The organism is Helicobacter cetorum MIT 00-7128, assembly GCF_000259255.1.
GTDB lineage: Bacteria > Campylobacterota > Campylobacteria > Campylobacterales > Helicobacteraceae > Helicobacter > Helicobacter cetorum_B.
The window spans coordinates 1,109,022-1,123,533 of the sequence record NC_017737.1; the positions used below are offsets into that span (position 1 = coordinate 1,109,022).

Here is a 14,512-nt window from a genome sequence, read left to right on the forward strand (position 1 = left end):
ATAGAATACTTTTACTTAAAAAGAGAGATGATTAAAAAAGTTATGGATTTAAATTTGGTTTAAAATAATGTAATGCAGATAATTTTAGATAGAATGGCTTTTGATTTAACTTGTGTTTTATAGCTAAAAAAAATATAAAAAAGGAATTAAGGTGTTATTTGGAATCAAAATGGGGTTATTGCTTGGTGTTGTGATGACACAATTTTATGGTTGTTTGAGTCATCAAGGCATGTTTGCGCCCCCTAATTTAGATTTAAATTACACTCTTCAAAATAAAAAATCTTTAGCTCATAATCCTAGTATTGCATTAGCGCCTATTGAATTTAGTTTCAAAGATTCAAAAATTAGCCCTTACTATTCCAAGCAATATGCTCTAGCATTAAAAAAGGGCGTTCAAAAAATTTTAAAAAACCAAGGTTATGAAGTTCTAAAAAAGCCCCATAGGACATTTAAGACTCTTTTTGCAAAATTAAATGTGCCAAAAGAATCTCCCTTTTTAAAGCTCAAAATTCAAGCGCATTTAAAATTGGATTTTAAGCAAGTAGGATTTATGCAAGAAGAGAATGCCAATAAGAGCTTTATTTTGCTTGCCAAGGGGTCTATCTTGTTAGATTTTAATCATAATCAAGAAAAATTAGGAACTTTAGCTGTGCCTATAGAAACTAAAGTATTTATGCCAAAACTTGATGATAGCATTGAAACTTATGCGTATGTTAGAGGAAAAGAAGATGCTGATAATAATGCCAATATTAAGCAAGCGCTTAGCCAAATTTATCATTTTATTATGCAAAGCTTAGAGGAAAGATTAGACCAACAAACTTTAATTACTCTTACTAAGCCTTCTAGCAATAAAGAAAAAATCAAACACCTTTAGGTATAATTAACACTAAAAAAGAGAAGATTTAATGCTAGAAAACAGAGTTAAGACCAAGCAAATTTTTATTGGTAATGTTGCTATAGGGGGTGATGCCCCCATAAGTGTGCAAAGCATGACCTTTAGCAAAACCGCTGATATCAAAAGCACTAAAAATCAAATTGATAGGCTCAAACTCGCTGGGGCTGATTTAGTAAGAGTGGCGGTGAGTAATGAAAAGGACGCACTAGCTTTAAAAGAATTAAAAAAAGTGTCTCCTTTACCCTTAATTGCGGATATTCATTTCCATTATAAATTCGCTTTGATTGCAAGTGAAAGTGTAGATGCTATTAGAATTAATCCTGGAAACATCGGCTCTAAAGACAAGATTAAAGCGGTAGTTGATGCGTGCAAAGAAAAAAATATTCCTATAAGAATTGGCGTGAATGCCGGAAGTTTGGAAAAGCAATTTGACCAAAAATATGGGGCGACTCCAAAAGGTATGGTAGAAAGCGCTTTGTATAACGCAAAGCTCTTAGAAGACTTTGATTTTACCAATTTTAAGATTTCTTTAAAAGCAAGTGATGTTGAACGCACCATGCAAGCTTATAGAATGCTACGCCCATTAGTGAATTATCCTTTTCATTTAGGTGTTACAGAAGCTGGTAATCTCTTTAGCTCAAGCATAAAGAGTGCAATGGCTTTGGGGGGGCTTTTAATGGAAGGCATTGGAGATACCATGCGAGTATCTATCACAGGTGAGTTAGAAAATGAAATCAAAGTGGCTAGAGCGATTTTACGCCATAGTGGGCGTTTGAAAGAAGGGATTAATTTAATATCTTGTCCTACTTGTGGGAGAATTGAAGCGAATTTAGTAGATATGGCAAGCAAGGTAGAAAAACGCCTAAGCCATATTAAAACCCCTTTAGATATTAGTGTGATGGGCTGTGTAGTCAATGCCCTAGGCGAAGCTAAACATGCAGACATGGCGATTGCATTTGGAAATCGTAGTGGTTTGATTATTAAAGAGGGAAAAGTCATTCACAAATTAGCTGAAAAGGATTTGTTTGAAACTTTCGTAATAGAAGTGGAAAATTTAGCTAAAGAAAGAGAAAGAAGTTTAAGTTAAACAGGAAAGGATAGGTATGACCAATAAATTCAAAAATTTTGTGAGTAATTACCAGCAATCTAGTAACTATAAAGAGCCTTTAGGCTTTGGCATTGCAAGAGTGGATATTGCCCCTATTTCAAAAAAGATTTTATGTGCGACTTATCCGATACTCAATTGGAAAAATGAAAATCTAGGCTCTTATGCGGTGTTTTGCAATTCATTTTCTAAAGAAAGAGTGATTTTAGAGAGCACGAGTGAATGCGTAGTAGAGATAGATGAGAGTTTTGTTTTAAAAGCACTAGAATTTTATACGCCTTTTTTGAATGAAGCTTATTCCAGTAAGACAGCTCATAAAAACATTCAAGTTGTCTTAGAACTTCAAAAAGCCTTAGAAGAAAATCGTTTGAAAAATAGTAGTGGAGAGTATCTCTATCGTTTGGTTATTATCTATGAAGATAAGCCTTGTGAGAGCGTAGAGAGTGCGTATATGAAACTCTTAGCCCTATCTTTAGGTAAAGCCCCTTTGAGAAGTTTGAATTTAGATGGTATTTTTTCTCAACTTTCTAATGTGGCTTGGAGTGGTAACAAGCCTTATGAATTAGAATGGCTTAGAGAGAATGAAATAGCTCTAAAAATGCGAAATAATTTTCCTAGCATTGATTTTGTGGATAAATTCCCACGCTATCTCATGCAAGTGATTCCTGAGTTTGATAATATCCGCTTACTAGATAGCTCTAAAACTCGCTTTGGAGCGTATTTAGGAACAGGGGGTTATACCCAAATGCCCGGGGCTAGTTATGTGAATTTCAATGCGGGTGCAATGGGAGTGTGTATGAATGAAGGGCGTATCTCTTCATCAGTAGTTGTTGGCGAAGGCACTGATATTGGTGGGGGAGCGAGCGTTTTAGGCGTTTTAAGTGGGGGGAATAACAATCCCATTAGCATTGGAAAAAATTGTTTGCTAGGGGCTAATAGTGTTACAGGTATTAGCCTAGGCGATGGCTGTATTATTGATGCAGGTATTGCCATACTAGCTGGAAGTATCATAGAAATTGAAGAAAATGAGTTTAAAAAGCTTGTTGAGGTTAATAGCAATTTAGAAAAACATGCCAATAATCTTTATAAGGGCAAAGAGCTTTCAGGAAAAAATGGCATGCATTTTCGCTTGAATAGCCAAAATGGCAAGCTCATTGCTTTTAGAAGTGTGAAAAAGATTACTCTTAATCAATCGTTGCATTAAATACCATAAAAAAAAGGGATTGTTATGATGAAAAAAGGCTTGTTGTTGGTTGTTTTGTTAGCTGTAGGGCTTAGTGGGGCTGAAGAAACTCCTAACGCTCAAACTCTACCTAAGCAAAACACGCCCCCTGAACTTAATCCCACTAATACTAAGGGTGTGCCAAGCCCTAACGCTCAAATCAATCCTAAAGAAAATTCTAATTTATTAGACAAACTAGGTTCGCCCGAAAACGCTGAGACCAAGCTTTCTGCAGGCATTGATTTAGCCAAAAAGGGGGATTATCAAGGAGCATTCAAACTCTTTAGCCAATCGTGTGATGAGGGTAATGCTCCGGGTTGTTTTGCGGTTGGGGCGATGTATATGAATGGAGTAGGTATACAAGTCAATAGGCTTAAGGCTGCTCGCTATTATGAAATGGGTTGTAGTGGGGGTGATGCGACTGCTTGTGCGAATTTAGCTCAAATGTATGAAAATAAGAAGAATCCTACTCTAAGTGATAAGGAAAGTGCGCTCCAACTTTATGCGGTAGCTTGTCAAGGAGGGGATATGGTTGCTTGTAATAATCTAGGTTGGATGTATGCTAATGGGAGTGGGGTTCAAAAAGATTATTATAAGGCAATGGGTTATTATAAATTTTCATGCGAAAATGGGAATGATATGGGGTGCTATAACTTAGGCTTAATGTCTAATGTGAATAATATTTATGGTATTGATAAAGCACAACTTAATCAAGTAGACTTGAATTACCTAGCTTGTAATGCGGGGGATATGATGGGGTGTGCGAATTTGGGCTGGATTTATGCTAATGGAGCTTTGGGAGCCCCAGTGAATAACCACTATGCGGCTAAATATTTTCAAATCGCATGTGATGGGGGGGTTTTAGGGAGTTGTAATAATTTGGGTGTCTTGTATCAAAGGGGCTTAGGCGTGCCTCAAGATGACCAAAGGGCTTTAGATTTGTTTTCATATGTGTGTGATAATGGATTGGAATCAGGGTGTAATAATTATGGGAATTTTAAAGAGCGACTACTACGCTTAAATCCTAATTATGGTCGTTTGTTTATGCCCTCTAATTCTTATGATATGCCATAATATAAATATAATTTTTTGAAAAGTTGAGGGGGTTTTGTGTTTTCTTCCATTTTAACAATCCTTAATCGTTGCATTACTAATACTTTTATTTTTTCTTTTAGTTTGTTGGTATTGTTTGGCTTTTTGCGTATTTTGTTTGTTCTGTATGGTGTTTTTATGGAGCAAATTTCTTTTAGTAGCTCGGATTTTTTGCTGACTTTATTGAATGGCTTAAAATATGATGCAAGAAGTTCAGCCTTTTTAGTGAGTGTTTATTTCCCATTGAGTTTTATTCTTGCTATTTCAAAAAATAAACATGCCCTCATTCTTAGAAGAAGTCTTGCTCAAATCTTGTTGATTCTATGCGTAATAATTGGTCTTTCTAATATTGGATTTTATTTTATCTTTCATAGCGCATTTAATGCAAAATTATTTCTTTTGAAAGATGAGAGTTTTACTACCATTTTAAGTATGGGATTTTTAGAGTTTCATCTAGCGTATTATTTGGTTGCATTGATATTGATTGGGGCTATTGTATATTTTAGTTATCTTAAAATTTTAGTAATTGAAGAAAGACTAATGACAAAAGTTTCTTATTTTGTGGCACACAAAATAGGGGGGGGGGGTGAAACCCACTCTTAATATTTTATATATTCTTATTTTTGGTCTTCATATAGTCTTTTTGTTTGCCTCTTCTTTTAGTTTTAAAATGGGTTCATTAAGTCATAGGGTGCGTTTAGTGGATAATAATTTTTTAAGGATTGTTACGCCAACAAGTTTGTATGTGTTTTTAGAGCTTTGTCAAGATAATTCCAAGAAACTTACTTTAAAAAATTTTACCCCTAAGAGTTTAGATGAAATTTATCAAGAGCTAAATACTAAAGACTTAGATACTTATCTAAGCCATAAAGTGCGAGGCGTTGGCAAAAAAGAAATTTCGCATGTTTTTTACATTGTTTCGGAATCTTTAAGCGAATACTATTTTAATAAAGAATTTGATTCTATAGGACTTATGAGTGGATTAAAAAGTCTTTTGAAACAAGAAAATGCTTATAAAATGGAATTATTTTTGCAAAATGCAAGCATGACAATAAAAACTTTAAGCACTCTTATGAGCGGGTTAATCCCTTTTGAGAATGTATCCTTGCCACGCTCTAGTTTTTTGCAAGGGAAAAAGACTTTTGTAACAAGTATTGCTCCTAAAATGCAAGAATTGGGATTTTCAACTAATCTCTACTATGCTGGTTCATCTAATTGGCATAATTTGGGTGATTTTGCAAAAAATCAAGGATTTAATCATTTTTACTCCTATGCCTCTATGATTGATTATGCTAAAAAGAATTATTATCCTAAGCCCATAGAAAACAACTATGGATTACACGATAACATTCTTTTTGACTATATATTGGATAATACTTATTCTAGTTTAAAAAGTTTTAATTTAATTTTGAGCTTATCTCACCATCCTACTCGCAATGTTAATTTGAAAGCTTTTGATGTGCCTACTGAAAAAATAGAACGCTTTTTTCAAAATAATAAAGAGCAAGCACAATTTTTTGCCCATGCGTATTGGTATGATAAGATTTTGAGTCAATTTATCCAAAAAGCTAGACAAAAATATCCTAATGCCTTATTTATCATTACGGGCGATCATTTTGATAGAAACTTTTCCTATCCTAGCAAATACCCCTTAAAAGAGCATTCTAGTGTGCCACTTATTATTCTTTCTCCTTTTAAGCTCTATAATCTCAAAAAAGTTGCCTCACATATTGATATTAGTCCAACCATTTATGAATTGAGTGCTCCTTATAACTTTGAGTATAAAAGCTTTGGAACACCCTTTTATGCACGCTCATTTTTTAAGCAACCTTTTGATTTTGCTCTAGGTGATGAAGTGGTTGCTAATACTTGTATGGTTGCTAGTGATAACCTCATAGAAGAGTTTAAAAAGTCTTGCAACAAAACTAACGCTTCTAGGGCTTTAGAAAAGCTTAATTTGATTAGAGCTCTTTCGTTTATACTTTTTGAAAAGACGCCTTAATTTTATCATGCTTTTAGGCGTTTAATAAGTTGAGAATAAAGAATCATATTTTGTTTTAAGCTGTCCCTTAATATTTGGTAATTGGGGCAAAACTCTCGCACTAAATTCCAAAAATTTTTAGAATGGTTTTTATGAATAGTGTGAGCAAGCTCATGGATAATCACATAATTGATTTCTTCTTTTTTAGCACAAACAATCAAAAGCGCAAAGCTTAAGCGATTATTATAAGAGCAACTTCCTAAAACCCTATGATTATTTCTAATATTAAAACCTTGGTAAGAAGTTTGCATTTTTTGAGCGATTAGGGGGAGTTGTTGCTCTAAATAAATTTTTAAAGCTTTTTTGAGACTCAATAAAGAATGCTTTGATAGGCTTTCTTCTTGATTAAAAACTAAAATTTGATTTTGAAGAGCATTGAGACGATTATTAAGAGCGTATTGCTTTGTTTTCATCTCTAAAAAGGCAGTTCTTAACCAAGTTTCTTGGTTTTTTAAAAAATCGTTTGCCATTTTTTGAGAGCAAGAGTAGGGGATTTTTAAAATTACTTCTAAACTAGGCATTACACTTAAGCTTAGAGTTTTGATTCTTTTGCTCTTTTGAATGGTTATAGGAATATCGTTTAACATAATAAAAGCGATTTTACTAAAGTTTATGTTAGAATTGCAAGACTTAAAAGATTTTAATATCCTACAAAAGGGGTAGCATGAAAGTATTATTATTAGAAAATGTGAAAAATTTAGGAAAAGCCGGCGATGTTTGTGAGGTTAAAGATGGTTATGGAAATAACTTTTTAATTGCTAATAAAAAGGCTAAGCTTGCCACTAATGAAGTGATTAATAAATATAAAGCTGAAGTTAAGAAGAAGGCTGAGTTAGAGGCTTTAGAAAAAGCTCAAAAAATGCAAATGGTAGAAACCTTGCAAACCATTACGCTTAAAATTTCTAAAAAAGTTGGGGCAAATGGCTCATTATTTGGAGCAATTACTAAAGAAGAAATTATAGAGCGTTTGCTTAAAGAGCATGCGAGTTTGAGCTTGGATAAAAAAGACCTTGAGCTTAAACAACCTATCAAAAGCACCGGAATTTATGAAATTGAAGTTAAGCTTGGAGCTGGGATTGTAGGTGCGTTTAAAATTGATGTAATGGCTGAGTAGAAAATGTTTGAAGCAACAACGATTCTAGGTTATAGAGGGGAGATTGATGGCAAGAAATATGCCATTATTGGAGGTGATGGACAAGTTACTTTAGGTAATTGCATAGTAAAAGCGAATGCGACCAAGATTAGAAGTTTATACAACAATCAAGTTCTAAGCGGGTTTGCTGGAAGCACTGCTGATGCTTTTAGCTTGTTTGATATGTTTGAGCGTATTTTAGAGAGCAAGAAAGGCGATTTATTTAAAAGCGTGGTGGATTTTAGCAAAGAATGGCGTAAGGATAAATATTTGCGTCGTTTGGAGGCTATGATGATTGTGCTAAATTTTGAGCATATTTTTATCCTAAGTGGCACAGGCGATGTTTTGGAGGCTGAAGATGGTAAGATTGCCGCTATTGGAAGTGGGGGTAATTATGCTCTAAGTGCGGCTAGAGCCTTAGATAATTTTGCACATTTAGAGCCAAAAAAGCTCGTAGAAGAATCTTTAAAAATTGCAGGAAATCTCTGCATTTACACTAACACTAATATTAAAATTTTGGAGCTTTAATGGGTAAAATAAATATGACTCCCAAAGAAATTGTTGCCTATTTGGACGAATATATTATTGGACAAAAAGAGGCAAAAAAGTTTATTGCTATTGCTTTAAGAAATCGTTACAGACGCTTGCAACTTGAAAAGTCTTTGCAAGAGGAAATCACGCCAAAAAATATCTTAATGATTGGTTCTACTGGTGTGGGTAAGACTGAAATTGCAAGAAGAATGGCAAAAATTATGAAACTCCCTTTTGTGAAAGTGGAGGCGAGCAAATACACTGAAGTGGGCTTTGTGGGTCGTGATGTAGAATCTATGGTAAGAGATTTAGTGAGTAATAGCATAGCGCTTGTTGAAAACGAACATAAAGAAAAACTCAAAGATAAAATTGAAGAGGCAGTTATTGAAAAGATTGCTAAAAAACTCTTACCCCCTTTGCCTAGTGGTGTGAGTGAAGAAAAAAAGCAAGAATATACTAATAGTCTTCTAAAGATGAAACAAAAGATTGCTAAGGGTGAATTGGATAATCAAGAGATTGAAATTGAGGTGCGTAAGAAAAACTTTGAAATTGATTCAAATGTGCCTCCAGAAATCTTAAAAGTGCAAGAAAATTTAATTAAAGTTTTTCATAAAGAACAAGATTCTATTAAAAAAACTCTAAGCATTAAAGAGGCTAAAGAGGCTTTAAGGGCTGAAGTAAGCGATACGCTCTTAGATAGCGAGGCAATTAAAACGGAGGGGTTAAAGCGTGCACAAGAATCAGGTGTGATTTTTATTGATGAGATTGATAAAATTGCAGTAGGCTCTAAAGATGGGGCACGCCAAGACCCAAGTAAAGAAGGTGTTCAAAGAGACTTACTGCCTATTGTAGAAGGAAGTATGGTAAGCACCAAATATGGCTCTATTAAGACAGAACATATTCTATTTATTGCAGCAGGGGCTTTTCATTTAAGCAAACCTAGTGATTTAATCCCTGAATTACAAGGGCGTTTCCCTTTAAGAGTGGAGTTAGAGAGTTTGGATGAAGAGAGCATGTATAAAATTCTTACCCAAACTAAAACTTCTATCATCAAACAATATCAAGCTCTTTTAAGCGTAGAGAATGTAGAGATTATTTTTGAAGATAGTGCGATTAAAGAGTTAGCAAGGCTTTCTTATAATGCTAATCAAAATAGTGAAGACATAGGGGCTAGAAGATTACACACTACGATTGAAAAGGTATTAGAAGATATTAGTTTTGAGGCTGAAAACTATGCTGGACAAACTATCACTATCACCAAAGAGCAAGTTAATTCTAGATTAGAAAATTTAGTCGCTGATGTGGATTTAGTTAAATATATTCTATAGAGCTATAAAGATTTAAGATTATGAAAACAAAGGCAGGTTTTGTAGCTCTAGTTGGTAAGCCAAATGCAGGGAAAAGCACTTTATTAAACACCTTACTGAATCTCAATTTAGCGCTTGTCTCACATAAGGCCAATGCAACAAGAAAGCTAATGAAGTGCATTGTGCCATATGAAGATAAAGAGGGTTATCAAAGCCAAATTATCTTTTTGGATACTCCGGGATTACACCATCAAGAAAAATTACTTAATCAATACATGCTCTCTGAAGCCCTAAAGGCAATGAGCGATTGTGAATTATGCGTATTTTTAGCCTCAGTACATGATGATTTAAAAGGGTATGAAGAGTTTTTAAAATTATGTCAAAAACCCCATATTGTAGCTTTAAGCAAAATTGATATGGCAACAGAAAAACAAGTGCTAGAAAAATTACAAGCTTATCAAACCTATGCGTCTCAATTTTTAGCTCTTGTGCCATTGAGTGCTAAAAAGTCTAGGAATTTAGATGTGCTTTTAGAATGTATTAGCACGCATTTAGAGCCTAGTCCTTGGCTTTATGAAAAAGACTTGATGAGTGATGAGAAAATGCGTGATTTATATAAGGAGGCTATTCGAGAAAGCTTGTTTAAGTTTTTGAGTGATGAAATTCCTTATGAAAGCGATGTAATCATTGATAAATTTATTGAAGAAGAACACATAGATAAAGTCTATGCTTACATTATTGTAGAAAAAGAAAGTCAAAAAAAGATTGTAATAGGCAAAAATGGGATTAATATCAAGCGAATTGGCACTCAATCACGATTAAAAATGCAAGAATTAGGCGATAAAAAAGTTTTTTTAGATTTGCAGGTTGTAGTGCAAAAAGCATGGAGCAAAGAGGAAAAAAGTTTGCAAAAACTTGGCTATGCCAATACGCACAAGAAACAATAATCATATTTTGTTAAAGGATTGCTGATGAAAAAAATGCTATTTGCTTTACTGGCGTGTGCATGGAGTTTGGATACAATGCATGCTAATGAGCGCTTATTGGAAATTCTAAGCATTTATCAAAAACAAGGGTTGCAAAGTGTTGGCGAGAAGTTAGATTCCTATATGAAAGACAAGTCTTTTTGGATGGACGAACTTAAAGATAAAGATACAGACTATGGCTATTATGAAAATAAGCGCTTTTTATTTGTGGCCAATAAGTCTAAGCCAAGCCTAAGTTTCTATAAGATTCAAGATAATATGCTTGAAAAAATCAATGATTCTAAAGCCCTTGTTGGCTCTAAAAAGGGCGATAAAATTGTAGAGGGCGATTTAGCTACGCCTATTGGGGTATATCGCATTACACAAAAATTACAACATTTAGACCAATATTATGGCCCTTTAGCCTTTGTTACTAATTATCCTAATTTATACGATACACTTAAAAAGCGCACAGGGCATGGGATTTGGGTGCATGGAATGCCCTTAAATGGCGATAGGCATGAGCTAAATACTAAGGGTTGCATTGCGATTGAAAATCAGATTTTAAGCTCTTATGATAATTTATTAAGGGGCGAAAAGGCGCTTTTGATTGTCTATGAAAATCAATTTTTGCCAAGTTCCAAAGGAGAGTTGGCTACGATTTTAAGCGCACTTTATCAATGGAAAGAGGCTTGGATTAAGGGAGATTTTGAGCGTTATATGAGTTTTTATAATAAAAATTTTACTCGCTATGATGGCATGAAGAAGAGTGCTTTTAGAGAATACAAAAAAAGGGTCTTTGCCAAAAAAGAGAAAAAAAGCATTTCCTTTTCTTCAATCAACATTGTGCCTTATCCCAATTCTGAAAATAAGCGTTTGTTTTATGTGGTATTTGAACAAGACTACAAGGCATATCAGCAAGCCAAACTTTCCTATACTTCAAATGCAAGAAAAGAGCTTTATGTAGAAGTTAAAGATAATGAAATGTCTATTTTAATAGAAAAATAAAAGGCATTTTCAATAATTTTAATCAAATATTGATGATAAAAGATTAAAAATACATCATATTTTTTTTTAACTTAAACACCAAGAGTTTGTGTTGTATGATAAGTGCTTGATACTCTTATGGGTGCTTGAGCTAAGATTTAAAAAAGTCAATGTCATTTTAAAACAAAGAGCGCAAGACTACCTAGTATTGGGTTTTAAAACTATTCAATACCTTAAAAATAGCTTTTTGGGGGTAAGAGCTTTTAAAACCCCCTTAATATGATGAAGTGATTATTTAGGTTAAAATGGGTTTTATGCTTTTTGATAGCCAACGAAGTAGCCAAGCTATGCAATGTTTTTTAAAGTTTTTAGTTTAAGGCGATTTTGAGCGTCTTTTTATCTTATGGTTTATTTAGTGGCTATCTAGTTGTATTAATGTTCATCGTATTATTAAAAAGAGAGCTTAGGGCTTATTATGGATTTTTTAAAAAGCTAGAGTTTCAGCCAATCTTTAGCTTGTTTTTCTAGCCATGCGACATCACCGCTTGCAAAAAATTCTATCTTTGGGGGGTTATATAAACATTCTTTGAGAGCATATTGTTGTTGCAAATATTCCACAATGGCATCACCTGAATGAATGAGTAGGGGGGGATTAAAGCGTTCAGTAAAATAGTGTGTAATCTCATTGGCAATCAAAGGAAAGTGTGTGCAACCTAAAATAATCGCTTGTGGGGCTGTAGTTAGAGTATGGAAGTAATACTTCATGCAATTTTTTAAAAGCTCGCCCCCTAAAATTCCCTCTTCAATCAATGGCACAAAAAGAGAAGTGGCTAAATTAGAAATATTAGAATAGCCTTGTAAGTTAAGGGCGTTTGCATAAGCATTAGATTGGATAGTAGCCTTTGTTCCTAGCACTAAAATAGGGGCATTTTTATTTTTGATTTGTTGTTTGATGGCCAAAATACTTGGCTCAATCACACCTACAATAGGGATTTTTGAATGCTCTTGCATGTCTTTTAAAGCTAAAGCGCTCGCTGTGTTGCATGCTACAATCAATAATTCAATCTTGTGTGGCTTGAAAAACTCTAAAGCCTCTAAGCCAAATTGTTTGATAGTTTTTGGGTCTTTAGTGCCATAAGGCACTCTAGCGGTATCGCCATAATAGATAATTTCAGCAAACATGTTAGCGTTTAAAAGACTCTTTAAGACACTTAAACCCCCCATACCACTATCAAAAACACCTATTTTCACTAAAAAATACCCTAAAACAATTTTAAAAACAAAAGATTTTATTTTTCATTCATAAGATTTAAAAATTCTTCGTTGTCTTTGGTTTGTTGCATTTTGGAATATACAAAAGTGAGCGCCTCTACATCGTCCATTTGTTGCATCACATTTCTTAATACCCAAACTTTTGTTAAGCGTTCCTTGCCAAGTAAAATATTATCCTTTCTTGTGCCTGATTTCAAAATATCAAAGGCTGGATAAATGCGTCTGTCAGCAATGGTTCTAGCTAGGACAATTTCGCTATTTCCGGTGCCTTTAAATTCTTCAAAAATCACTTCGTCCATTCTAGAGCCTGTTTCTATGAGTGCGGTTGCGATAATTGTTAAACTTCCGCCTTCTTCAATATTTCTAGCAGCTCCAAAAAAGCGCTTGGGTCTATGCAAGGCATTAGCATCTACACCCCCACTTAAGACCTTGCCACTTGAAGGTGTTACGGCGTTATAAGCTCTTGCTAAACGAGTGATAGAATCTAGTAAAATCACAACATCTTTACCCATTTCCACTCTTCTTTTAGCTCTTTCTAGCACCAATTCAGCGATTCTTATGTGATTATTTGCGGGCAAATCAAATGTAGAGCTAAAGACTTGACCCTTAACACTTCGTTGCATATCCGTTACTTCTTCGGGGCGCTCATCTACTAAAAGAATAATAAGTTCTACTTCAGGATGATTAGAAGTAATGCCTTGAGCGAGTTCTTTCATCAGTTCTGTTTTACCGGTTCTTGGAGGGGCAACAATTAAAGCTCTTTGACCCTTACCCACAGGGCTAAATAAATCTAGCATTCTACCGGTTACTTTAGTAGGTTCGTATTCCAATTTGATTTGTTCATCAGGGAATAGGGGAGTTAGATTGTCAAATAAAGGACGATTTTTAATCTCATCTAAAGGCAAGTAATTAACAGCCTCTATCTTTAAAAGGGCATAATATTTTTCATTTTCTTTTGGGGAGCGCACTTGACCGGTTACTATATCGCCATTCCTTAAAGCAAAGCGTCTGATTTGAGCAGGGCTTACATAAGCATCATTTTGACCATCCGAAAAACTTCCATCAAAGCCTCTTAAAAACCCATAACCATCATTCATAATTTCTAAAATTCCGGTAAAAAGAATGTATCCGCCTTGGGTTACTTGGTTTTTTAAGATTTCAAACATTAAATCTTGGCGCTTAAACTCTTGGGGATTTTCTACTTTGAGCTTGTTGGCAATTTCTAAAAGCTTTTCTGTAGGATAAGTGCGTAAATCTTCAATGCGATAGCCACTTACTGGCGTGTGCGTTTTGACTTTGTGAGGGCCCTTGTGGGTTGGCGTTTGTTCGTTCATGTTAAATTAATTTCCTTAACTTTGTAATAAAGAGATTTTGCAATGGCTAATACCGAAAAATGAAATATTCAAAAACAAGGCATTTTCTAAATTTTAATATTGTAAAGATAATCAAAATATACCAAGTAGCGTGTTTGCCACATAGAAGTTCATAATGACTGCGCCATGCTATCATAAAATTTTTATAAAAGTCAAATTATTTGAAAAGGATTTTTAGAGAATTGGTTTTAAAAATGCCTCAAGTAAGTGCTACACAAATGATATTTGCCCAAATTTTAGTCAAAAATGGTATAATTGAAATTTAAAGTTTCAAAAAATAGCGCTATCTTAGAGATTATTTTATTTTGAAATGATAGTGTCATTTATAGTAGTGCTTTAGATTTTAATTTTTAATTCAAGGAATGCAGTCAATGAAAAAAGGAATCCATCCAGAGTATGTCCCTTGCAAGGTAACTTGCGTAACAAGTGGTAAAGAAATTGAGGTAATGAGCACCAAATCTGAAATGCGTATTGATATTTCTAGTTTTTGCCACCCTTTCTATACCGGAAGTGATAAAATCGCTGATACCGCAGGAAGAGTAGAGAAGTTTAAGCAACGCTACAACTTAAAATAGTTTTACAAACAAAAG

At 34.2% G+C, this 14,512-nt stretch carries 15 protein-coding genes; 12 read left to right on the forward strand and 3 right to left on the reverse strand.

The genetic code is table 11. The features are described 5' to 3' along the window. Positions 1–151: 151 nt before the first annotated feature. The 6 genes from HCW_RS05160 to HCW_RS05185 are packed head-to-tail and all read left to right on the forward strand — an operon-like array spanning position 152 to position 6,316. Positions 152–874 carry an HpaA family protein gene (locus HCW_RS05160; RefSeq protein WP_014661167.1) on the forward strand — a complete coding sequence of 241 codons (723 nt, stop codon included), beginning with the start codon at positions 152–154 and terminating at the stop codon, positions 872–874. A gap of 31 nt (positions 875–905) precedes the next feature. Continuing rightward, entirely contained in the window at positions 906–1,982 is a 1,077-nt protein-coding gene (gene ispG / locus HCW_RS05165) for a flavodoxin-dependent (E)-4-hydroxy-3-methylbut-2-enyl-diphosphate synthase (protein ID WP_014661168.1), read from the forward strand. Between the two features lie 16 nt (positions 1,983–1,998). After that, on the forward strand, positions 1,999–3,204 hold the full coding sequence (locus tag HCW_RS05170; protein WP_014661169.1) for a 2,3,4,5-tetrahydropyridine-2,6-carboxylate N-succinyltransferase: 1,206 nt from the start codon (positions 1,999–2,001) through the stop codon (positions 3,202–3,204). Positions 3,205–3,228: 24 nt separating this feature from the next. Further along, positions 3,229–4,296 carry a tetratricopeptide repeat protein gene (locus tag HCW_RS05175; RefSeq protein ID WP_043902635.1) on the forward strand — a complete coding sequence of 356 codons (1,068 nt, stop codon included), beginning with the start codon at positions 3,229–3,231 and terminating at the stop codon, positions 4,294–4,296. A gap of 36 nt (positions 4,297–4,332) precedes the next feature. Continuing rightward, positions 4,333–4,917, forward strand: a complete 585-nt coding sequence (locus tag HCW_RS05180; protein WP_014661171.1) for a hypothetical protein — start codon at positions 4,333–4,335, stop codon at positions 4,915–4,917. Further along, positions 4,901–6,316 (forward strand): LTA synthase family protein, encoded by a 1,416-nt coding sequence (locus tag HCW_RS05185; protein ID WP_014661172.1) that lies wholly within the window; start codon positions 4,901–4,903, stop codon positions 6,314–6,316. Before HCW_RS05180 ends, HCW_RS05185 begins: the two co-directional genes overlap by 17 nt. Before the next feature lie 5 nt (positions 6,317–6,321). Here HCW_RS05185 and HCW_RS05190 read toward each other — a convergent pair whose 3' ends face one another. Next, positions 6,322–6,942, reverse strand: a complete 621-nt coding sequence (locus HCW_RS05190) for a M48 family metallopeptidase (RefSeq protein ID WP_014661173.1) — start codon at positions 6,940–6,942, stop codon at positions 6,322–6,324. Between the two features lie 77 nt (positions 6,943–7,019). On the opposite strand from HCW_RS05190, the gene rplI reads away from it, so the two are divergent. The 5 genes from rplI to HCW_RS05215 are packed head-to-tail and all read left to right on the forward strand — an operon-like array spanning position 7,020 to position 11,298. Continuing rightward, entirely contained in the window at positions 7,020–7,469 is a 450-nt protein-coding gene (rplI, locus tag HCW_RS05195) for a 50S ribosomal protein L9 (protein WP_014661174.1), read from the forward strand. A 3-nt stretch (positions 7,470–7,472) separates the two neighbouring features. Then, on the forward strand, positions 7,473–8,015 hold the full coding sequence (hslV, locus tag HCW_RS05200) for an ATP-dependent protease subunit HslV (RefSeq protein WP_014661175.1): 543 nt from the start codon (positions 7,473–7,475) through the stop codon (positions 8,013–8,015). Continuing rightward, the gene (gene hslU, locus HCW_RS05205; RefSeq protein WP_014661176.1) at positions 8,015–9,346 is read left to right on the forward strand and encodes an HslU--HslV peptidase ATPase subunit; all 1,332 of its coding nucleotides are present in this window, start codon (positions 8,015–8,017) and stop codon (positions 9,344–9,346) included. Before hslV ends, hslU begins: the two co-directional genes overlap by 1 nt. Positions 9,347–9,366: 20 nt before the next feature. Beyond that, entirely contained in the window at positions 9,367–10,272 is a 906-nt protein-coding gene (era, locus tag HCW_RS05210; protein ID WP_014661177.1) for a GTPase Era, read from the forward strand. Positions 10,273–10,296: 24 nt separating this feature from the next. After that, positions 10,297–11,298 (forward strand): L,D-transpeptidase family protein, encoded by a 1,002-nt coding sequence (locus tag HCW_RS05215; protein WP_014661178.1) that lies wholly within the window; start codon positions 10,297–10,299, stop codon positions 11,296–11,298. Between the two features lie 471 nt (positions 11,299–11,769). Here HCW_RS05215 and murI read toward each other — a convergent pair whose 3' ends face one another. Next, positions 11,770–12,528: a glutamate racemase gene (gene murI / locus HCW_RS05220; RefSeq protein WP_014661179.1), complete on the reverse strand. Its 759-nt coding sequence runs from the start codon at positions 12,526–12,528 to the stop codon at positions 11,770–11,772. A gap of 38 nt (positions 12,529–12,566) precedes the next feature. Continuing rightward, positions 12,567–13,883, reverse strand: a complete 1,317-nt coding sequence (gene rho, locus HCW_RS05225) for a transcription termination factor Rho (protein ID WP_014661180.1) — start codon at positions 13,881–13,883, stop codon at positions 12,567–12,569. A gap of 410 nt (positions 13,884–14,293) precedes the next feature. Between rho and rpmE the strand changes: the two genes are divergently transcribed. Continuing rightward, positions 14,294–14,497 (forward strand): 50S ribosomal protein L31, encoded by a 204-nt coding sequence (gene rpmE / locus HCW_RS05230; RefSeq protein ID WP_014661181.1) that lies wholly within the window; start codon positions 14,294–14,296, stop codon positions 14,495–14,497. The last annotated feature ends 15 nt before the right edge of the window (positions 14,498–14,512 follow it).